Consider the following 18,754-nt stretch of genomic DNA (forward strand, 5'->3'; position numbering starts at 1 on the left):
GTGTCGTTCTTCCTTCCCTGTCGAACATTCGGAGGTCAGCGGGCCGTCAGGCCCTTGGTCATCGCCGTCGTGTTGGCGCGCATCATCCGCAGGTACGTGTCCGCGCCCTCGCCCGCGGCCGTCAGGGACTCCGAGTACAGCTTCACGACCTGGACCCCGCCGCCCATCTCCTTGCGCAGCACCTCGGCGAGGCGGGTGGGCTGGGAGGAGTCGGCGAACACGGTGCGCACTCCGGCCCGTTCCATGGCCTGCGTGAGGGAGCGCAGGTCGGAGGAGCTGGGCGAGGCGAGGGTGGTGCCGCTGGGGACGACGGCGCCGACGACGCGGAGGTCGAAGCGGTCGGCGAGGTAGCCGAAGACGTGGTGGTTGGTGACCATCGCGCGCCGCTCCTTGGGGACGCGGTCGAAGGACTTCTCCATCCAGCCGCTGAGCTTCGCCAACTTCTTGTCGTAGCGGTCTGCTTGGGCCCGGATCGCGCTGTCGTCGACGCCGTCGACATGCTTGGTGATCCGGTCGGCAATGAGTCCCGCTGCCTTGCGCATCCGGTCCGGGTCCGTCCAGAAGTGCGGGTCTGCCTGGCCGTTCCCGGCGTCGTCGCCGGTGTGGAAGGTGAGCGGGTCGACGTTCTTGCCGACCTCGAGGGTCGCGACGCCGGACTCCCGGGCGGCGTCCACATGCCGCAGCACGTTCTCCTCCAGTCCGAGGCCGTTGTGGACGACCAGGTCGGCCCGTTCGAGGTCGGCGGCCTGCCGTGCGGAGAGGCCGAAGGAGTGCGGGTCGGCGTCGGGCTTCATGAGGACGGTGACCTCGGCCTGGTCGCCCGCTATCTCGCGGGTGACGTCGCCGAGGATGTTGGTGGTGACGACGATCCGGGGCCGCTCGCCCTCCGTGGCACAGGCGGTCGCGGTGGCGGCGGCCACCAGTGTCAGCAGGCCGAGCAGCAGACTGCGCAGCCGTGCCGTGCCCACCCGGACGCGCTGCTTCGCCTCGTCCGCGCTCATCGGCCGGTCTCCGCCATCAGCGCGGGCGCGATGTCGACATCGAAGGTGCGGGCGATGCGCAGGTCGTCGTTGTAGTCGACCTCGAACACCCGCTTGCCGTCGGGGTCGTTGACGTAGGCGCGGCTGCGGTCGACCTCGATGACCGGCGGGTTCGTGGTGTCCGGCTTCCCTGTCAGGAGCTTCTTGGTGCGGCCGGTCTCCTTGCCCGTCCCGATGTCGTAGCCGTGCAGCCTGCCGTCGGCCTCCAGGACCAGCAGCGGCGCGCCCTCCCCGGCGGTGTTGGCGGCGACGACCGTGCCGGTGTCCACCCGCTTCCAGGACCGTTCACCGACGTCGAGGACCCGCACGGAGTCGTCCGCCTGCACGGTCAGGGTGTCGCTGCCGGGGCGCTGCCGGAACTCGGTGGCGCGTTCGCCCTCCGGCACGCCCTTCTCGTAGGGGATGGACTCGGCGGAGAACTTCCCGTTCTCCTCGCGTACGAGCAGTGCGCCGTCGGCGCAGCCGAACACGACGCCGCGGCGGGTGACGGCGTCGCCCTTCGGTTCCTCGCACGCGGTGTCCGGCGTGGTGACGCGCTTGCCCTTGCGGTCGAGGACGGTGAGCTTCGCGGTGTCGCCCTGGCCGGCGAGGGCCAACAGGTGCCCCTCGTAGGGGACGACGGGCCCGCTGTACGTGCCCGGAAGCGCGCGGGTGCGGGCGATGTCGCCCTTGTCGAGCTTGCCGCGGTCGTACAGGACGGACCGCCCGCTCTTGTCGGTCACGGCGGTCACGGCGGCGTCACTGCGGACCAACGCCCCACCTCCGACCGGGAGTTCACCTACGTCGCGTATCGCCGCCCTGTAGTAGTGGACATGGTCGCCGTGGTCCACGGTCCAGGACCCGCCGTCGAGGACGTGGGTGGCTCCGGAGGTGTGGAGGTAGCCGAAGCGGCCGTCCGTGGCGAGGTCCGCGGCGTCCGTGACCTTGTCCGCCCTCGTCACCTTGCCGGTGATGAGGTCGAGGACACGGGTGCTTCCGCTGTCGGGGTCGTTGAGGAGGAGCCGGGACTGCTGCTCGGCGCCCTCCTTGGCGCCCGCCACGTAGCCGTGCGGGGTGGCGGACGGTGAACTCGCCGCGGATTTCGGGTCGTTGTCCTCCTGTGTCGCGCAGCCCGCGGCGAGCAGGGCGGTGAGCGCCAGCGGGATAGGGGCCCACTTCGCGGCGTTGGTTCTGGCGGTCAAGACAGTGCCTCCGACTTCCTTCGGTCGACTTCGAGTACGGGGGCGGGGTCTGCGGCCCCGGCGGGACGGCCCCTGCGGCGGTGGCGGACTCCGGACGCGAGGTGGGAGAGGAAGAAGAAGCTCACCGCGAGCGCCGACACGGTGGCCCCCGCCGCCGTGCCCAGGTGCCAGGACAGGAGCAGCCCGCCGAAGGTGGCCGCGGTGCCGAGCAGCGCGGCCAGCGCCATCACGCCGGGCACACCGCGCGCCCAGGGCAGGGCCGCCGCGGGCGGCGCGATCAGCAGGCCGAGGACGAGCAGCGTTCCGACGATGTGGAACGAGGCGACGATCGCGAGCCCGAGCAGTCCGAGCAGCACGGCGTGGGCGAGCCGGGGGCGCAGCCCCAGCGTCTCGGCCTTGCGGGCGTCGAAGGTCAGGGCGAGGAAGGCCCGGTGGCCGAGGAACGACACGAGGAGCGCCGCGCACAGCGCCACCCCGAGCAGGGCGAGGTCCTGTTCGCGCACGGCGAGGACATCGCCGAAGAGGAAGCCGGTCAGGTCCACCGCGAAGGACTGCGAGCGGGACACGATGATGACGCCGAGCGACAGCATGCCGACGAACAGCAGGCCGATCCCGGTGTCCCGGGAGAGCCGTCTGGCCCGGCCGAGGGCGGTCACGCCCGCCGTCATCACCGCCGCGCTGGCGACCGCGCCCACCATGAGGTTCCCGCCGAGCAGCGCGGCCAGCGCGACGCCCGGGAGCAGACCGTGGGACATCGCGTCCCCGAGGAAGGCCATCCCCCTGAGCACCACCCAGGTCCCGGCGAGCGCGCAGATCGCGGACACCAGGATTCCGCCCCACAGGGCGCGCTGCACAAAGGCCACCTCGAAGGGGGCCGTCAACCACTCCATGCGAGGACATTACAATGACAATCATGTTCAACAAACCGACTGCCCCGCCCTCCCCGCAGCGACTCGGGGACGACCGTGTGCACCTCACCGATGTCTGCGCCGGCTATCCGGGCCGCCCGGTGCTCCATGAACTCACCGCGCACATACCGGAGTTGGCGACCGCCGCACTCGTCGGCCCGAACGGCAGCGGGAAGTCGACGCTGCTCGGCGTGGTGGCCGGTGTGATCCGCCCCACATCGGGAGACGTGAGGCACCACGGGGATCGGCGGCCGGCGTTCGTCCCGCAGCGCGGCGCCGTCGGGGACATGCTTCCCCTGACCGTGCGTCAGACGGTGGAGATGGGGCGCTGGGGCGGGCTCGGGACATGGCGCCGGCCGGCGCGCCGGGACCGGGCCGCCGTCGATGCCGCGCTCGATCGGCTCGGCATCGGGGACCTCGCCGCGCAGCAGTTGGGCCAGCTGTCGGGCGGCCAGCGGCAGCGCACGCTGATCGCGCAGGGGCTCGCCCAGGAGTCCGACCTGCTGCTCCTCGACGAGCCGACCACGGGCCTCGACCCGGAGGCCCGCAGCCGGATCGGGGCGCTGCTCACGGGGCTCGCGGGCGAGGGGGTGACCGTGGTGCAGGCCACCCACGACCTCGAAGCCGCGCGCGCGGCGGACCTCTGCCTGTTGCTGCGCGAAGGACACCTCGTCGGGCAGGGCAGGCCCGAGGATGTGCTCACCGAGTCGGCGCTCGCCCGGGTCTGGCAGCCCGCGTGACCCTCGCTCCCCCGGGGGCTGGCAGCCCGGCCGTCACCGCGCCGGGGCGCCCCCACCCACGTGTTCCGTCGGGCCGCCGAAGGCGAGGACCAGCGTCCGGCTCGCCATGAGCCAGTGGCCGTCCACCTTGCGGAAGGTGTCCTCGTAGTGGCCGACGTTCGCGGGCGGCCGGGACGGGACGATCGAGTCGCCGGTGTGGCCGTCGACCCGGTAGGTGGCGAAGTACGTGATGGCGGTCGCGGTGTCCGGCGAGTCGACGGTGACCAGGATGTTCGTGCACATCCGCCGGGACAGGCGGTCGGCGGGGCGGCCGCCGAAGTAGGCGCGCAGGGCCTCCCTGCCCTCGATCCTGCGGCCGTCGTAGGGCCATTCCCAGACGCCGTCGGGGGTGAAGAGCTCGCAGACCGTGCCCGGGTCCCCGAGGTCGAGGCGGCGCACGAATTCCAGGATCAGCCGCTCGCAGGCGCGCTCCGCCAAGAGGCGTTCCAGTGGGCCGAGTTCGTCCTGCGCATCCTTCTCGATCATGTGCCAGTCCTACCAAGAAGGCCCGCCCGGCTACGAGTTGTTTTCGAAGCGGCGGCGCGTCGCGGCGTCCGCCGGCAGGAACGTCTCCAGGTGCAGCCCTTCGAGCGCCGCATCGGCGGGCGTGGTGAGCTGTGCGGAGGTGCTGAAGAAGCGGAGCGGTGCGGAGTCCGGCACGGTGAGTTCCAGCGTGAGGACCGGGCTGCCGGTGGGGGCGGAGCGCGGCACGTCGGCGAGGTGCCGCGCGGTCTCCTCGGCGAGCTCGAAGTGGCGCGGGTCGTGGGTGCGTTCGGCGCGGTGGACCAGCTGCTGGTGCAGGTGGGAGGCCCACTCCGTGAAGTTGCGGATGCGCGGGGCCAGGCCCTTCTCGTGCACGCACAGCCGGATGACGTTGATCGGGGGTTCGAGGAGCTCGGGCGCACACCCTTCGAGCAGGGCGGCCACACCCGCGTTGGCGTCGACGACGTCCCAGTAGGTGTCCAACAGCAGGGCCGGGTAGGGCATATGGGCGTCGAGGAGTCCCCGCAGCCCGTCCATGACGACCGCGAGCGAGGCGTCCGCGAGGTCCCGGTCGCGGTAGTGCGGCGCGTAGCCGCCCGCGAGGAGCAGCTGGTTGCGGGCGCGCAGCGGCACGTCGAGATGGTCCGCCAGGTGCAGGATCATCTCGGACGTCGGATGCGCCCTGCCGGTCTCGACGCGGCTGAGGTGCCGGGTGGAGACGGCGGAGCGGTTGGACAGCTCCTGCTGGCTGAAGCGGCGCCGTTCGCGCCAGCCGCGCAGCAGCGGTCCTACCGTGCGCGCGTCCGGGGTGTCCGCCGGGGCGAGGGAGTCCACGAGGGTGCTCATGACGGCAGCGTACGGCGGCGGGGCGTGCGCTCCATGACCTGTGAGGTCATGGAGCTTCCGCCGCGGCCCGGCCAGTGTGAGGGGCGTCAGCACACCACCGTCAACGCACCACGGCACACCGGAGGTTCGACCATGACCGCACACCACGCCGTCGACGCCTATCTCGCCACCTGGAACGCGCGGGGCGAGCAGCTCACGAAGCTCGTCGCCGAGCACTGGGCGCCCGACGCCACCTACACCGACCCGCTGGCCGAGGTGGCGGGCCACGCCGCGCTCGCCGCGCTGATCGAGGGGGTGCACGAGCAGTTCCCGGGCTTCGTGTTCACCGCCGTCGGCGACGTGGACGCCCATCACCGGCAGCTGCGGTTCCAGTGGGGCCTGGGCCCCGAGGGGGCCGAGCCGCCGGTGATCGGCTTCGACGTCCTCGTACTGGACGAGGAGGGCCGGATCCAGGACGTGCGCGGCTTCCTGGACAAGGTGCCGGCGGCCTGACACCGGGCCGTCGCGCGGGGGCCCTTAGGGTTCTGTGGCATGTTCATCGCGACCAGTTCCTTCACCGGCTCCCGCCGTCACCGCCTCGTCATGGCAGGGCTGCTCACGCCCTTCATGGCCCTGATGGGCGTGGTGATCTCGCTCGTGGCCGCGAACAGCTCCGACCGGCCGCCGTCCAAGGCCGCGTTCGCGGCGGTCGCGCTGTCGGCCTTCGCGGTCACGTGGTGGGGCGCCCGCTACTGGTACGCGGCGCTGCGGGAGACCCCGGAGCCCGGCTGGTGGCCGTGGGCACTGCCGCCGGTCACCCTCCTCGTGATCCTCGTCGTCTCCGGCGTCCGCGCGCTGGCGGCCGGGGACAGCGGGGGCATCGGCCTGCTGGTGATGGCCGGGGTCCTCCTGCTCCCGGTCGGCGTGGGGCTCGTGGCGGGGCTGGTCGGACACCTCACGCACCGCCCGCGCGGGCGCCGGGGGCCGACTCCGGTCCGGCGGGCCCCCGAGCCGCAGCGCGCCTGGGGGACGATCGACCGGGGCTGACCTGGCGGGCGGCCCGGCCGTGGCCCGGAGGGGCTACGACACCGCCCGGCCCGCCACCGCCGCTGCCGCCCGGCGCGACGCCGCCGAGGCCCGGGCGCGCGGACGCAGCGCCGCCTCCGCGCGACGGCGGACCGGTGCGCAGTACGCGGCCGCGCGCGGGCCCGTGCCGCGCAACTCGTCGGCGCTGCGCAGCAGTTCCCGGGCCAGGGTGGTCCGGCCGCGGGCCGCCGCGATGTCCGCGGCGAGTTCGGCGGTGCAGGCGGCGCCCTCCGTGTCGTCGTGGGCGAGGTGGCTGTGCAGCGCGCGGCCCGCCTCCTCGGCGGCGATCTCCAGCGGGCCGCCCTCCCAGCGCAGCAGCTCGGCCTGCGCGTGCCCGAGCCAGGCCTCGGCCCACGGGTCGTGCACCTCGACCGCGCCCGATCTCGGCAGCACCAGTTCCTGCGCGGCCTCCGGGTCCGTACGCACCAGGGCGAGCGCGAGGGCCGCCCGGGACCCGGCGCCTCCGGGGCCGAACCCCGGTTCCTCGCCGAGGAGTTCGATGGCCGAGCGGAACGCCTCGGCCGCCTCGCGGACGCGCCCCTGTCGCAGCGCGGCGACGCCCCCGGTGTGCGCGAGCAGGCCGAGGCAGCGGTCGTCGCCGTCCCGTTCGGCCGCGAGCCGGCCGTTCAGGAGGGCGACCTCGGCGGCTTCGTCGTCGCCGCACAGCAGCTCCAGATATCCGGCGAGCCACCAGGCACGGCCGGGGATCGGGTCCTGGTGCAGCCGCAGCACCCGCCGCAGCGCCGTCCGCCCCTCCTGCGCGCGACCGCACGCCACCCACAGGAACCAGAGGTGCACCACGACGTCGAGGGCGACGCCCGCCTCCACCGTCGGCGACAGCGGGCCCGTGCGGGGGTCCATCGCCCGGCGCAGGTCGGGGAGTTGGCGCAGCACGAGGGCGCGCGCCTCCCGCTGCCGCCCGCGGCTCCAGCACTCGGCGGCCCGCCGGGCGAGCCGGGCGCACCACGTCCGGTGGTGCAGGGCGAGCGCCCAGCGCTCCCCGGCCGCCTCCAGGGCCCGCAGGCACACCTCGCGCATCGGCCCGGTGAGCCGGGACCGTGGCCCGCCGCCGGGATCCCCCTCGCCGCCCGGCACCAGGGCGAAGGGCGCGACCCGCTCCATCAGGCCCTGGATCCGGGCGGCGGGCAGCGCCCCCGAGGCACACACCTCGCGCACCGCCCGCAGGTCGAAGTCGCCCTCGAACACGGCGATCCTGCGAAGGAGTTCACGCTCCCCGCGGGTGCTGCGCGCGTAGGCCCGCTCGGCCTCCGCGAGCGCCCGCGAGCTGTACGGGTGGCGCTCCACGGCCGCCAGATCCGCGGGCCCCCGCAGGCGCCGGCCGGCGTCCAGGAGCGCCCCGGGCAGCCCGTCCAGACGATGGGCGAGGGCAGTGGCCCGGGCGGCGGTGCCGGGGTCGCTCAGCAGCCGGCCGCCCGCGGCGTCGGCGAGCAGCCCGACGGCGGCACCCGGGCTCAGCGGCGGCAGCCGGTGCACCGCCTCGCCGCGCAGCCAGCTCGGCCGGTCGGAAATGCGCAGCACGGTGAGCCCCGGCACGTCCTCGAGGAGCGCGGCGATCAGATCGGTGCCCGCGCCACCGAGGTGTTCCCAGTCGTCCAGGACGAGCAACGGCCGCGCGCGCAGGCGCCGTCCGCGCCGGACACCGAGCCGGTGCCGCAGCCGGACCACGACCCCGGCCAGCACGCTCGCGTCGAGCCCGGCCCCCGATTCCCACACGACTTCGCGCCGGCCACGCGCGCGTACATGCTCGACGGCCTCCCGCGCGAGCCGGGTCCTGCCCACCCCCGAGGGGCCCACCAGGGACACCAGGCGCCAGGACGCCAACCGCGTGAGCAGCGCCGCCAGTTCGCGCTCACGCCCCTTCAACTGCCCTTCAGTCATGCCGACCCACACCCTCGCAGAGTTTCGCGTTCCGATGGACGACCACTGCGGCGTGTACTTCCATGAGTACTGCGGCACCGGTCGCGCATCCGACCGGTGACGCATCCGGCGCGCCGCGCTACCCATGGTTACGCTGTACGGAAAGTACGTGTGGCATATGCGCGGATTCAACAGGGAGAGCCGTGAGAACAGGCGAATCCGCCGTTTCGGAGGCGGATCTGACGCTGATCCATGCACTGCAGCTCGCCCCGCGCGCCAGTTGGGCCCAGCTGGCGGAGGGCATCGGCCACACGGCGGGCACCCTCGCCCGGCACTGGGCACGGCTGACGGAGGCGGGCATCGCGTGGAGCGGCGTCCTGCCGGGCGCCGTGCTCGGCGGCGGGACGACCCTGTGCTCCGCGTGGATCCAGGTGCGTTGCACGCCGGGCGGCATCGCGGCGACCGCCGCCGAACTCGCCCGCGATCCGGGCACGTTGTGCGTCGTGCGTCTCGCGGGCGCGGCCGACCTGTTGGTCTTCCACTCCTGCTTCGACACCACGGCCCTCGACCGCTATCTGGTCGAGCGCCTGCACACCCTGCCCGGAGTCCGGGCCACCCGCGCCGACCTGGTCACCAGGATGCACGGCCCGGTCTCCCCGCTCCACCTCCACCAGCTCGGCCCCGACCTGCGCAGGAAGGTGGCCTCGTTCGCCCCGCGCCTCTCGTCCGGCGGTGTGTCGCGGGACGGGATGCCGGACGCCGCCGACCGCGCCCTGCTGCACGCCATGGCCGGTGACGCCCGACTCGGCGCGACGGCACTCGCCAAGGCCTGCGGCCTCAGCGAGGCGACGGCGCGACGGCGCCTCGACCGCCTGGAGAGCCGCTCGGGCCTCCACTACGTGGTCAAGCTCGCGCCCCGGTTCACGTCCCGCCCGCTGCTCGGCTTCCTGTATCTGAACGTGCCCGCGGAGCAGGTCGCCCAGACCGTCGCGGCCGTGCTGCGCCAGCGCGGCACCCGCAACGTGTCGTCCGTGACGGGCCCGCACAACCTCCTGGTGTGTGCCTGGCTCCGCTCCCCCGCCCAGCTGGCCGAGTACGCGGAGCGGTTGACCCGCGCGGTCCCCTCGGCCCGGGTCACCGAGACGACCCTGGCCCTGCGCATCCAGAAACTGGGCGCACAGGTCCTGGGTCCTGACGGGACGCGGGCCCGCCTTGTGACACCGGACCTGTGGGGCACGGACCCGTTCGCCGGATGAGCGCGGCGTCTGTCGGCTACTTCCGCGGCTGCGTGTCCGCGGGCCGCGCCTCCCCCGGGTTCAGGACCCGCGCGAGGAACGAACGGGTGCGCTCGTGGCGGGGGTTGCCGAGCACCTCGTCCGGGGTGCCCTCCTCGACGACCACGCCGCCGTCCATGAACACGACGCGGTCCGCGACCTCGCGGGCGAAGCCCATCTCGTGGGTGACGACCATCATCGTCATGCCCTCGTCGGCGAGCGAACGCATCACACCGAGCACATCGCCGACGAGTTCCGGGTCGAGCGCGCTGGTCGGCTCGTCGAACAGCATCAGCTCGGGCCCCATCGACAGGGCGCGGGCGATGGCGACGCGCTGCTGCTGGCCGCCGGAGAGCTGGGACGGGTAGCCGGCCTCCTTGTCGGCGAGGCCGACCCGTTCGAGGTTGGCGCGCCCCGTCCGCTCCGCCTCGGCCCGGTCCCGCCCGAGGACGCGGCGCTGGGCGATGGTGAGGTTCTCCAGGACGCTCAGGTGCGGGAAGAGGTTGAACTGCTGGAAGACCATGCCGATCCGGCGGCGTACGCGGTCGATGTCGAGGTCCGGGTCGGTGAGGTCGGCGCCCGCCACCACCACCCGCCCTGACGTGGGCTCCTCCAGGAGGTTGGTGCAGCGCAGCAGGGTGGACTTGCCGGACCCGGACGGGCCGATGACGCACACCACCTCGCCGTGCGCGACGGTGAAGTCGATGCCGCGCAGCACCTCCAGGTCGCCGAACGACTTGTGCAGTCCCTGGATCTCGATGGCCGCGGTCATGCCTGTGTCCTCGTCCTCGGTGCCGTTCCGTGCGTCCTTGGTGTCAGGTGTCATCCCCCGCTCACCTGGCCTTCGCGTGCCGCGCCTCGAGGCGGCGCACCAGGTAGCCCAGGGGGACGGTGACCAGGAGGTAGCAGAGGCCCGCGACGAAGATGGGGGTGCTGTTGGCGGTCTCACCGGCCAGGTCCCGGCCGAACTTGGTGAGTTCGCGGGTCTCCAGGGAGACGCCGAGGAAGAGGACCAGCGAGGAGTCCTTGAACAGCAGGACCAGTTCGTTGGTGAGCGGCGGCACGATGATGCGGAAGGCCTGCGGGATCACGATCGAGCGCATGGCGAGGGTCCGCGACATGCCGAGGGTGCGGGCGGCCTCCATCTGGCCGCGGGGCACGGCCTGGATGCCTGCCCTGATCGTCTCGGCCATGTACGCGGCGGCGACCAGGCCGAGCGCGATGGCCACCTGCCCGTAGACACCACCGGGAAGGGCGGTGCCGGGGAAGGCGAGCGGCACACCGACACCGATGAAGATGAAGATCAGCAGGGCGGGCAGACCACGGAAGAACTCGATGTAGATGGAGGCGAGCCACCGGTAGGGGGCCACCGAGGACAGCCGCATCAGGGCGATGACCAGGCCGAGCACGAGACCGACGCCGAATCCGGTGAGGGTGTAGATCACCGTGTTGACCAGCGCGGTCGTGATCAGGTCCGGGAACATCCTGCGGGCCACGGACGGTTCGAGGAACTGGTGCTGGAGCTGTCCCCAGTCGGCGAGCGTCGCGGCGAGCAGCACCGCGACGACGAGCACCGCGTACTGGACGACCTGCGTCACCTTGCGCCTGCGGCGCGGCGACATGCGCTTGCGGGGCGTGGCCCGGCGCCCCGGATCTCCGTCCACCGAGGGCGACTTCACGGAACTCACTTGTCGGCGCCCTTCGGCATCGGGCCGATCCACTGCTCGTACAGCTTCTTGTACGTGCCGTCCTTCTTGGCCTCGCCGATCGCCTTGTTGACGGCGGCGAGCAGCTTCGGGTTGCCGCCCTTCTTCACGGCGAAGCCGTACTCCTCACCGGTCGGGACGGTGCCGAGGAGCGCGAACTTGTCCTTGACGGCGGAGTCCTTGAGCCAGTTCTGGACGACCGGGTAGTCCTGCACGATGACGTCGACCTGGCCGGTGCGCAGCCCGTTCAGCTCGGCGTCGGAGCTCTCGAAGGACTGGGAGTCGACACCCTTCTTGTGGGCCAGGTCCTCGCCGGTGGTGGCGGCCTGGGAGCCCAGCTTCAGCTTGCCGCCCTTGATGTCGTCGAGGGTCTTGGCGTCGACTCCCTTGCGGGCGAGCAGCGCCTGGTCGGCGTCGAAGTAGGGGTCGGAGAAGTCGAGGTTCTGCTTGCGCTCGGGCGTGATGGTCATGCCGGCCGCGGCGACGTCGCACAGGCCCGCGTTGAGGTCGGCCCCGGTCTTGATGGTCTCGAAGGACTTGTCGATGATGTCCTGCTTCACCCCGAGCTTCTTCGCCACGAGGTCCATCAGGGAGACGTCGAAGCCGACGACCTTGCCGTTCTTCTCCGACTGGAAGGGCGCGTACGGCAGGTGCGTGCAGGTGGTCAGCTTGCCCTTGTGGACCAGCTTCACCCCGCCCGAGGTCGTCGTGACATCGGCGCTCTTGCTGCACGAGGTCGTCAGGGTCACGAGGCAGGCCGCGACGGCGAGCGGGACACAGCGGCGGGCGAGGCGTGCGGTTGAGGTCACGGTGCTTCCCTGGGACATGGAGGGGCCGGCGAGGCGCGGCACGGGCGGCCGAGAACACGTCGGTCCGGGGTGCGGGACCGGCACTGACCTCGGAAAACATGGGGTTCGGACACACTGACGCACGGGCGCGGCAAGGTCCACATCACATTTCTTTGCCCACCCCAAGAAACGCTTTCCGATCTTGACTTGCGGGATGAACTCCATAGCTTGTACGCATGTTTGACTCGCGGCACATCCAGACGTTCGCCGAGGTCGTGCGCACGGGCTCCTACGCGGCGACCGCGCGGGACCTCGGGTACACGCAGCCCGCCATCAGCCAGCAGATGAAGGCGCTCGAACGCGCCGCGGGCACGCCGCTGTTCGTCCGTGCGGGGCGCGGGCTGCGGCTCACGGACGCCGGGCAGCTGCTCGCCCGGCACGCCACGGGCATCCTCAGCTCCATCGAGACGGCGCACGGCCAGCTGAAGGCGATCACGCGCCTGGAGTCGGGGCGCGTACGTGTCTGCGCCTTCCCCGCCGCGAACGCCACGCTGCTCCCGGCGACCGTCGCCCGACTCGCCGCGTCCCATCCGGGCATCCGCGTCGAGCTGCTCGAGGAGGAGCCGCCCGACTCGCTGCGCGCGCTGCGCGAGGGGCGCTGCGACCTGGCGCTCGCCCACTCCCCCGGCGACGGCGAGGAGGGGGTGGTCCGGGTCCCGTTGCTCGACGACCCGCTGCTGGCGCTGCTCCCGGCCGGTCATGCGCTCGCCGGGAGCGGCAGCGTGAACCTGGAGCAACTGGCACGGGAGCGCTGGATAGCCGGGTGCCGGCGCTGCCGGGGACACTTCCTCGCCGCGTGCGCGCGGGCGGGCTTCGCGCCGGACATCGCCTTCACCACCGACGACACCCTCGCGGTCCAGGGACTGGTGGCCGCCGGGGCGGGCATCGCGCTGGTGCCCGGGACGGCGCTGCCGCTCCTGCGGCACACTGACGTCGTGGCACGCCCGCTCACCCAGGCGCTCGGCCGCCGCGTGTCGGCGTTCGTCCTCGAAGGGCACGAGACGGCGCCGGTCACCGCGCTGCTGCTGCGGACGCTCGGCGAGGCGGCGAAGGACCTGGAGCCGGCCACCGTTTAATTTGCCTTTCAAATGCAACATTAATTAACCTGCGTCCATGCGGTTGACGCGATTCACGGATCTCGCCCTGCGCGTACTGATGCGCCTCGCGGTCGAGGAGGGCGAACTGCCCACCACCCGCGAGGTCGCGGGCGCCATGGAGGTGCCGTACACGCACACCGCGAAGGTCGTCGCCAAGCTCCAGCGGATGGGGCTCGTCGAGGCGCGTCGCGGCCGGGGCGGCGGGCTCGCGCTCACCGGAGCCGGCCGCTCGGCCTCCATCGGCGCCCTCGTGCGCGAGCTGGAGGGTCCGGGGGACGTCGTGGAGTGCGAGGGGGCGACACCCTGCCCCCTGCGTTCGGCCTGCCGCCTGCGGGGCGCGCTGCGCGAGGCGCAGGAGGCGTTCTTCGCGACGCTCGACCCGCTCAGCCTCACCGACCTCGTCAAGGCCCCCACCGGCCCGTTGCTGGTGGCCCTTTCACCCCCTCCCGGGACGGACTGACCCCGGCATCATCAATGCCGGGCGGCCGCCCGCGACACACCCCCTCAAGCCGGGAAACACCCGCGCGCTCGAATATGAATCTGAGAGTCAGATTAAGGAGCCCTGCCGATGCTCACCGACCGGTCGGCCACCGTCGTCCGCGCCACCCTCCCCGCCGTGGGCGCCGCCATCGAGGACATCACCGGCCTCTTCTACGAGAAGCTGTTCGCGGCCCACCCGGAGCTGTTGCGCGACCTGTTCAACCGCGGCAACCAGGCGGCCGGCACCCAGCGCCAGGCCCTCGCCGGTTCGATCGCCGCGTTCGCCGGACACCTCGTGAACCACCCGGACGACCGGCCCGACGTGATGCTGGCCCGCATCGCCCACAAGCACGCCTCCCTCGGTGTGCGCGCCGAGCAGTACCCGGTCGTGCACCGGTACCTCTTCGAGGCCATCGCGGAGGTGCTCGGCGACGCCGTCACCCCGGAGGTCGCGGCGGCCTGGGACGAGGTGTACTGGCTGATGGCGAACGCCCTCGTCGCGATCGAGAAGCGGCTCTACGCGGAGCAGGGCGCGGTCGACGGCGACATCTGGCGGGAGTGGGAGGTGGTGTCCCGCACCGAGGAGACGCCCGACGTCGCGTCCTTCCTGCTGCGCCCGGCCGACGGCTCCCCCGCGCCCGCGTTCCGGGCGGGCCAGTACGTGTCCGTGCAGGTCGAACTCCCGGACGAGGCACGGCAGATACGCCAGTACAGCCTGACCGGCGCGCCCGCCGCGACGGGCCGCTCCATCGCCGTGAAGCGGGTCACCGACGGCGAGGTCTCGAACCACCTGCACGCGCGCGTGCGTGAGGGCGACCGGCTCCGGGTCTCGGCACCGTACGGCGACCTCGTCCTGACCGCCGACGAGGCACCCCTGCTGCTCGCCTCCGCCGGCATCGGCTGCACCCCGATCCTCGCCATGCTGGAGGACCTGGCCGCCACCCGGCACGCGGGCCCGGTCACCGTCGTGCACGCCGACCGCTCCCCCGCCGCCCACGCACTGCGCACCGAGCACGCGGCGCTCGCCGACAAACTCCCCGAGGGCGCGGCCCACTTCTGGTACGAGGAGGGGGCTCCGGCCGGCGGGCACACGGGCCTCGCCGACCTCACGGAGGTCCCCGTCGCGCCCGGCACGCGCGCGTACCTGTGCGGCCCACTGCCCTTCATGCGCACGCTGCGCGAGCAGCTGCTCGCCAAGGGGGTGGCCGCCGCCGACATCCACTACGAGGTGTTCGGCCCGGACCTGTGGCTGGCCTCGGCGGCGTAGCGCGGAGAGGTGGTGTCCGCGGCCCTTCCGAGCCGTGGACACCCGCTTCACCGGTGTGAAGTCTTCTGGCAGGGTGTGCCGCTGGACGATCCGTTCAGCCTGCAACCAACTGTCGAGGAGTAGTCGCGATGAGCCGCCGCACGTCCAGACAACGTGTCGCCACCCTGTCCGCCCTGGTGTGTCTGCTCGGCCTGACCGCCGCCGCTCCCGCCGCGCCGTCGGCGGTGCACAAGGCCGCCGGCAAGAAGGCGAGCCTGCTCGACTCGGTGCCGAAGTCCGGCGTGCTGCGGGTGTGCACCACCGGCGACTACAAGCCGTTCACGTACAAGGACCCCAAGGACGGTTCGTACAGCGGCATCGACATCGACATGGCGAAGGAACTCGCCAAGAGCCTGGACGCGAAGGCCCGGTGGGTGGACACCACGTGGGCGAACATCGCCACGGACCTGTCGGCGGGCAAGTGCGACGTCGCCGTCGGCGGTGTCTCGATCACCCTGCCGCGCGCCCGCCAGGTGTACTTCAGCGAGCCGACCCGCGAGGACGGCAAGACGCCGATCGTGCGCTGCGCGGACAAGGACAAGTACCAGACGCTCAAGGACATCGACCAGGCCGGGACGACCGTCGTCGTCAACCCCGGCGGTACGAACGAGCAGTTCGCCCGCGCGAACATCAAGAACGCCACCATCAAGGTCCACCCGGACAACCGCACGATCTTCGACGAGATCGTGGCGGGCCGGGCGGACGTGATGATGACCGACGCGAGCGAGACCCTCTACCAGTCCAAGCTCCACCCCGAGCTGTGCTCGGTCCACCCCGACAAGCCGTTCTCGTTCGCGGAGAAGGCCTACGCGACCCCGCGCGGCGACCGCGACTTCCACGAGTACGTCAACCAGTTCGTGCACCTGACGACGCACGACGGCACGTACGAGAAGTACGAGTCGGAGTGGCTGGACTGAGCCCTACAGGAGGGTGGGTGTGAGGTCGGGGCCTGCCCCGGCCTCGTACGCGTCCTCGTCGAACGGGTACAGCGGGCGCTCCACCCGGTGGTGTCCCAGGCGCAGCAGGTCCTGGTCGACGCCGCCGGGCGTGAGCGCGAGCAGCCAGTCCGCGGCCATGTCGTGCAGCTCCGGCTCCAGGTAGCCGATCTTGACGACGACCACGTCGTACGTCCGCGGGTCGATGCCGAGGCCGCCCTCGGCCGGGCCCATGAAGTCGGCGAGGGTGTGGAACGGCTTGCGGCGCTCGACGAGGATCACGGTGAGGCCGCCGACGCGGACGGCCGCCATGTCGACACCGCGGTCGTACGCCCCGCCCTCCGCGCGGTCCTTCTGGTCGGCGGCGCGCTGCAACGCCTCGACGGTTCCGGTGAGTTCGTAGGGACCGCCGTGGTTCGCGTCGACCTTGCCGCCGACGGAGAGGGTGACCTCGGCGCCGACCCCGGCCTCGAAGCAGGCCGCCACGGCGACGGGGTCCGTGATGCCGGGGTGGACCGCCGTGACCTTCCCCGTGCGGATCGCGTCGTTCTCCAGGAGCTTGCCCAGCATGTACGCGAGGTCGCCCGCCCCGCCCGCGGTCGGGTTGTCGCCGGAGTCGCTGATGAGGAAGGGCCGCTTGTCCGACGCGGCGGCCTTCTCGATGCACTCCTCGGCGCTGCCGGTCGGGCCGACGAAGAGGAAGTCCTTGCGGGCGTCCCAGTAGCGGCGGGCCAGCGACTCGGCCTCCTGCGCCGCGAGTTCGGCGTCGTCGCCGGTCACCACGATGGCGGCCTTGCAGCGCGGCTCGTCGGCCCACGCGTAGCCGACCCACATCGCGGCGTCGAGGATGCCGTCCTTCTTCTCGATGTCGGCGAGCGAGCCGTAGAGGGACCTGGCGGGCTCCAGACGGGTGCTGGTCTTCTCGCCGGGCAGCAGGACCGGGACCTGGACCCAGGCGCGGTGCGGGCGAGTGCCCTCGCGCAGGCAGCGCACGAGGTTGCGGGCGGCGCGCTCGCGGGTGTCCCAGGCGTCCTCGTGCGGGGCGAGGCGGTGCGCGGTGAGCAGGTCGATCGGCTCGGCGAAACGGCGCGAGACGTTGCCGTGCAGGTCCATGCCCGTGGAGATCATCGGGCGGCCGCCGGCCGGGTCGTCGGGCGTGCCGTTGTGGTCGAGCGCCGCGCGGACCGCCTCGGTGAGGTCGCCCTCGGCGTCGGTGAGGCCGATGACGCTCATGGCGCCGTGGATGTCGTAGACGAGTCCGTCGAGCGGGCCCGCCTCCCGTATCCGGGTGACGAGTTCGTTCTTGAGGATCAGGTACGACTCGGCCTCCACCGGGCCGCCGGGCAGGGAGGTCGCGTGCAGCAGCGGCACCCACTCGACCAGCTCGGCGAGGTCCGCATCGGGCTGCGTCCACGTGTAGCGGTCGAGGAGGTCCTGGCCGCGCGTCTGCCGGAAGTCGTCGGTGGTGGAGCGGTGCGGGCAGAACGTGGACGACTCGATGCCGATGCCGCCGATACCGATGCGCAGGCGGCGGCCGGTGATCGGGGTGGTGCTCGTCATGCGTGGACGCTCTCTTCCTTGAAGTCCTTGAAGGCGGGGGCGGTGGACGACAGGTTGCGGTGCAGCGCCGTGAGGCCCGCGCCGAGCAGGCCCGCGTCGCGGCCCGCGGCCGTCGTGGTGATCTCCAGGTCCGCCGTGGCGAGCGGCAGACAGCGCTCGTAGAGCACGCCGCGGACGGCGGCGACGAGGGGTTCGGCGGTGGCGAGGACGCCGCCGATGGCGACGGCCCGCGGGTTGAAGAAGTTGACGACGACCGACAGGACGGTGCCGATGTGCCGCCCCGCCGTGCGGACGAGGGTGGTGGCGACGGGGTCGCCGTCGGCGACGAGCTGAAGCAGCTCGGTCGTGTTGGCCACCTCGACGCCCCGCGCCGCCAGTTCGCGGATGAGGGCGGCGCCGCTCGCGACGGTCTCCAGGCAGCCGATGTTCCCGCAGGAGCAGGGCCGCTCGCCGGCCTCCTCCACGCGGACGTGGCTGATGTCGCCGGCGCTGCCGTTGGCTCCGTCGTGCGGCCGGCCCGCGACGATGACGCCGCTGCCGATGCCGCGGCCCGCCTTCACGACGACCATGTGGTCGAGCTCGGGCCGGGAGGTGCGGTGCTCGCCGACCGCCATCATCGTGGCGTCGTTGGCGACGGTCACCGGCATGCCGAGCCGCTCGGCGAGGACGTCGCGCAGCGGGTAGCGGTGCCAGCCCGGCATCCGTGAGGGGCTCAGCACGCGGCCGTCCGCCGGGTCGACAGGGCCGGGGAAGGAGACGCCGAGCGCGCGCACGGTCCGCCCCGACTCCCGCTGCTTCTCAGCGAGTTCGGCCACCTGGGCGCACAGCCAGTCGACGGCGGACTCGGGCCCGGCGGTGATGTCGTGCGGCAGGTCGACCGCGTCGTGCACGGCCGCGCCGAGGTCGACGGCGCCGAGCCGCGCGTGCCGGCTGCCGAGGTCGGCGGCGAGCGCGACGCCGCCCTGCGCCTTGACCCGCAGCAGCCGGGGCCTGCGGCCGCCGCGCGAGGCACCCTCGCCGGACTCGGTGAGCACGCCCTGGGCCACCAGCTCCTGCACGCGCAGCGAGACGGTGGAGGGCGCGAGGCCCAGCTCCCTGACGAGGTCGGCGCGGGAGGAGGCGGCTCCGGACGAGACGAGCCGGAGTATGTGCTGCGCCGAACCCGGCTCGCCTTCGTTCGCGGTGTCCGCCATCAGGTCCCCCTGGAGACTTGCTTCGATGCGTACTTACTTCGATGAGTTCGTTCGAGGTCGGACCGAACACTAACCACCCACGAACCAAGTCCGCCAGGCCCCACCGGATTTTGAACTACTTTCCGAATGAACCTATTGACTTGCTTCGAACGGTCGACTTAGCGTTCGGGCGCCC

At 72.5% G+C, this 18,754-nt stretch carries 19 protein-coding genes; 8 read left to right on the plus strand and 11 right to left on the minus strand.

The features are described from left to right. Positions 1 to 35: 35 nt before the first annotated feature. Genes aztC through aztB form a run of 3 tightly spaced genes read right to left on the minus strand, consistent with a single transcriptional unit; the run spans position 36 to position 3,111 of the window. The gene (gene aztC, locus ACZ7L4_RS37780) at positions 36 to 1,001 is read right to left on the minus strand and encodes a zinc ABC transporter substrate-binding protein AztC (protein WP_472109571.1); all 966 of its coding nucleotides are present in this window, start codon (positions 999 to 1,001) and stop codon (positions 36 to 38) included. Then, complete coding sequence (locus tag ACZ7L4_RS37785; RefSeq protein WP_472109572.1) at positions 998 to 2,221, minus strand: hypothetical protein; 1,224 nt, start codon at positions 2,219 to 2,221, stop codon at positions 998 to 1,000. The genes aztC and ACZ7L4_RS37785 overlap by 4 nt, the downstream gene beginning before the upstream one ends. Then, complete coding sequence (aztB, locus tag ACZ7L4_RS37790) at positions 2,218 to 3,111, minus strand: zinc ABC transporter permease AztB (protein WP_472109573.1); 894 nt, start codon at positions 3,109 to 3,111, stop codon at positions 2,218 to 2,220. The genes ACZ7L4_RS37785 and aztB overlap by 4 nt, the downstream gene beginning before the upstream one ends. 14 nt (positions 3,112 to 3,125) lie before the next feature. Between aztB and aztA the strand changes: the two genes are divergently transcribed. Then, the gene (aztA, locus tag ACZ7L4_RS37795; protein WP_472109574.1) at positions 3,126 to 3,869 is read left to right on the plus strand and encodes a zinc ABC transporter ATP-binding protein AztA; all 744 of its coding nucleotides are present in this window, start codon (positions 3,126 to 3,128) and stop codon (positions 3,867 to 3,869) included. Positions 3,870 to 3,902: 33 nt separating this feature from the next. Here aztA and ACZ7L4_RS37800 read toward each other — a convergent pair whose 3' ends face one another. Beyond that, positions 3,903 to 4,394, minus strand: a complete 492-nt coding sequence (locus ACZ7L4_RS37800; protein WP_472109575.1) for a nuclear transport factor 2 family protein — start codon at positions 4,392 to 4,394, stop codon at positions 3,903 to 3,905. Positions 4,395 to 4,424: 30 nt separating this feature from the next. Next, positions 4,425 to 5,237 (minus strand): helix-turn-helix domain-containing protein, encoded by an 813-nt coding sequence (locus tag ACZ7L4_RS37805; protein ID WP_472109576.1) that lies wholly within the window; start codon positions 5,235 to 5,237, stop codon positions 4,425 to 4,427. Between the two features lie 132 nt (positions 5,238 to 5,369). Between ACZ7L4_RS37805 and ACZ7L4_RS37810 the strand changes: the two genes are divergently transcribed. Together ACZ7L4_RS37810 and ACZ7L4_RS37815 are read left to right on the plus strand one after the other, a co-directional pair. Further along, the gene (locus ACZ7L4_RS37810; RefSeq protein ID WP_472109577.1) at positions 5,370 to 5,729 is read left to right on the plus strand and encodes a nuclear transport factor 2 family protein; all 360 of its coding nucleotides are present in this window, start codon (positions 5,370 to 5,372) and stop codon (positions 5,727 to 5,729) included. A gap of 39 nt (positions 5,730 to 5,768) precedes the next feature. After that, positions 5,769 to 6,263 carry a hypothetical protein gene (locus ACZ7L4_RS37815; RefSeq protein WP_472109578.1) on the plus strand — a complete coding sequence of 165 codons (495 nt, stop codon included), beginning with the start codon at positions 5,769 to 5,771 and terminating at the stop codon, positions 6,261 to 6,263. Positions 6,264 to 6,296: 33 nt separating this feature from the next. On the opposite strand, the gene ACZ7L4_RS37820 is transcribed toward ACZ7L4_RS37815, so the two are convergent. Continuing rightward, complete coding sequence (locus ACZ7L4_RS37820; protein ID WP_472109579.1) at positions 6,297 to 8,201, minus strand: hypothetical protein; 1,905 nt, start codon at positions 8,199 to 8,201, stop codon at positions 6,297 to 6,299. Positions 8,202 to 8,383: 182 nt separating this feature from the next. Here ACZ7L4_RS37820 and ACZ7L4_RS37825 point away from each other — a divergent pair, with 182 nt between their 5' ends. Continuing rightward, a complete protein-coding gene (locus ACZ7L4_RS37825; RefSeq protein WP_472109580.1) occupies positions 8,384 to 9,436 on the plus strand; it encodes an Lrp/AsnC family transcriptional regulator in 1,053 nt (350 codons plus the stop codon). 16 nt (positions 9,437 to 9,452) lie between these two features. On the opposite strand, the gene ACZ7L4_RS37830 is transcribed toward ACZ7L4_RS37825, so the two are convergent. The 3 genes from ACZ7L4_RS37830 to ACZ7L4_RS37840 all read right to left on the minus strand — a co-directional run bounded on the left by ACZ7L4_RS37830 (position 9,453) and on the right by ACZ7L4_RS37840 (position 11,987). Continuing rightward, positions 9,453 to 10,226, minus strand: a complete 774-nt coding sequence (locus ACZ7L4_RS37830) for an amino acid ABC transporter ATP-binding protein (protein ID WP_472109789.1) — start codon at positions 10,224 to 10,226, stop codon at positions 9,453 to 9,455. A 61-nt stretch (positions 10,227 to 10,287) separates the two neighbouring features. Further along, positions 10,288 to 11,076 (minus strand): amino acid ABC transporter permease, encoded by a 789-nt coding sequence (locus ACZ7L4_RS37835; RefSeq protein ID WP_472109790.1) that lies wholly within the window; start codon positions 11,074 to 11,076, stop codon positions 10,288 to 10,290. A 62-nt stretch (positions 11,077 to 11,138) separates the two neighbouring features. Continuing rightward, positions 11,139 to 11,987 carry a transporter substrate-binding domain-containing protein gene (locus ACZ7L4_RS37840; RefSeq protein ID WP_472109581.1) on the minus strand — a complete coding sequence of 283 codons (849 nt, stop codon included), beginning with the start codon at positions 11,985 to 11,987 and terminating at the stop codon, positions 11,139 to 11,141. 197 nt (positions 11,988 to 12,184) lie between these two features. Between ACZ7L4_RS37840 and ACZ7L4_RS37845 the strand changes: the two genes are divergently transcribed. The 4 genes from ACZ7L4_RS37845 (at position 12,185) to ACZ7L4_RS37860 (ending at position 15,808) form a co-directional block, all read left to right on the plus strand. Next, on the plus strand, positions 12,185 to 13,084 hold the full coding sequence (locus ACZ7L4_RS37845; protein ID WP_472109582.1) for a LysR substrate-binding domain-containing protein: 900 nt from the start codon (positions 12,185 to 12,187) through the stop codon (positions 13,082 to 13,084). A 37-nt stretch (positions 13,085 to 13,121) separates the two neighbouring features. Beyond that, positions 13,122 to 13,565 (plus strand): RrF2 family transcriptional regulator, encoded by a 444-nt coding sequence (locus ACZ7L4_RS37850; protein WP_472109583.1) that lies wholly within the window; start codon positions 13,122 to 13,124, stop codon positions 13,563 to 13,565. Positions 13,566 to 13,673: 108 nt separating this feature from the next. Then, positions 13,674 to 14,852 (plus strand): globin domain-containing protein, encoded by a 1,179-nt coding sequence (locus ACZ7L4_RS37855; protein ID WP_472109584.1) that lies wholly within the window; start codon positions 13,674 to 13,676, stop codon positions 14,850 to 14,852. A 128-nt stretch (positions 14,853 to 14,980) separates the two neighbouring features. Then, positions 14,981 to 15,808 (plus strand): transporter substrate-binding domain-containing protein, encoded by an 828-nt coding sequence (locus ACZ7L4_RS37860; protein ID WP_472109585.1) that lies wholly within the window; start codon positions 14,981 to 14,983, stop codon positions 15,806 to 15,808. Positions 15,809 to 15,811: 3 nt separating this feature from the next. Here the strand turns inward: ACZ7L4_RS37860 and ACZ7L4_RS37865 are convergent, their stop codons facing one another. Together ACZ7L4_RS37865 and ACZ7L4_RS37870 are read right to left on the minus strand one after the other, a co-directional pair. Next, on the minus strand, positions 15,812 to 17,386 hold the full coding sequence (locus tag ACZ7L4_RS37865) for a M81 family metallopeptidase (RefSeq protein ID WP_472109586.1): 1,575 nt from the start codon (positions 17,384 to 17,386) through the stop codon (positions 15,812 to 15,814). Then, the gene (locus ACZ7L4_RS37870) at positions 17,383 to 18,579 is read right to left on the minus strand and encodes an ROK family protein (protein WP_472109587.1); all 1,197 of its coding nucleotides are present in this window, start codon (positions 18,577 to 18,579) and stop codon (positions 17,383 to 17,385) included. Before ACZ7L4_RS37870 ends, ACZ7L4_RS37865 begins: the two co-directional genes overlap by 4 nt. Between the last annotated feature and the right edge of the window lie 175 nt (positions 18,580 to 18,754).

The organism is Streptomyces sp. NPDC107575, assembly GCF_055657265.1.

Bases quoted from the DNA above. Each gene is read 5' to 3' on its own strand.
- ACZ7L4_RS37865 (WP_472109586.1), bottom strand. From the start codon at position 17,386: ATGACGAGCACCACCCCGATCACCGGCCGCCGCCTGCGCATCGGTATC.
- ACZ7L4_RS37855 (WP_472109584.1), top strand. From the start codon at position 13,674: ATGCTCACCGACCGGTCGGCCACCGTCGTCCGCGCCACCCTCCCCGCC.
- aztB (WP_472109573.1), bottom strand. From the start codon at position 3,111: ATGGAGTGGTTGACGGCCCCCTTCGAGGTGGCCTTTGTGCAGCGCGCC.
- ACZ7L4_RS37845 (WP_472109582.1), top strand. From the start codon at position 12,185: ATGTTTGACTCGCGGCACATCCAGACGTTCGCCGAGGTCGTGCGCACG.
- ACZ7L4_RS37830 (WP_472109789.1), bottom strand. From the start codon at position 10,226: ATGACCGCGGCCATCGAGATCCAGGGACTGCACAAGTCGTTCGGCGAC.
- ACZ7L4_RS37815 (WP_472109578.1), top strand. From the start codon at position 5,769: ATGTTCATCGCGACCAGTTCCTTCACCGGCTCCCGCCGTCACCGCCTC.
- ACZ7L4_RS37870 (WP_472109587.1), bottom strand. From the start codon at position 18,579: ATGGCGGACACCGCGAACGAAGGCGAGCCGGGTTCGGCGCAGCACATA.
- ACZ7L4_RS37850 (WP_472109583.1), top strand. From the start codon at position 13,122: ATGCGGTTGACGCGATTCACGGATCTCGCCCTGCGCGTACTGATGCGC.
- ACZ7L4_RS37840 (WP_472109581.1), bottom strand. From the start codon at position 11,987: ATGTCCCAGGGAAGCACCGTGACCTCAACCGCACGCCTCGCCCGCCGC.
- aztA (WP_472109574.1), top strand. From the start codon at position 3,126: ATGACAATCATGTTCAACAAACCGACTGCCCCGCCCTCCCCGCAGCGA.
- ACZ7L4_RS37860 (WP_472109585.1), top strand. From the start codon at position 14,981: ATGAGCCGCCGCACGTCCAGACAACGTGTCGCCACCCTGTCCGCCCTG.
- ACZ7L4_RS37820 (WP_472109579.1), bottom strand. From the start codon at position 8,201: ATGACTGAAGGGCAGTTGAAGGGGCGTGAGCGCGAACTGGCGGCGCTG.
- ACZ7L4_RS37810 (WP_472109577.1), top strand. From the start codon at position 5,370: ATGACCGCACACCACGCCGTCGACGCCTATCTCGCCACCTGGAACGCG.
- ACZ7L4_RS37800 (WP_472109575.1), bottom strand. From the start codon at position 4,394: ATGATCGAGAAGGATGCGCAGGACGAACTCGGCCCACTGGAACGCCTC.
- aztC (WP_472109571.1), bottom strand. From the start codon at position 1,001: ATGAGCGCGGACGAGGCGAAGCAGCGCGTCCGGGTGGGCACGGCACGG.
- ACZ7L4_RS37805 (WP_472109576.1), bottom strand. From the start codon at position 5,237: ATGAGCACCCTCGTGGACTCCCTCGCCCCGGCGGACACCCCGGACGCG.
- ACZ7L4_RS37835 (WP_472109790.1), bottom strand. From the start codon at position 11,076: ATGTCGCCGCGCCGCAGGCGCAAGGTGACGCAGGTCGTCCAGTACGCG.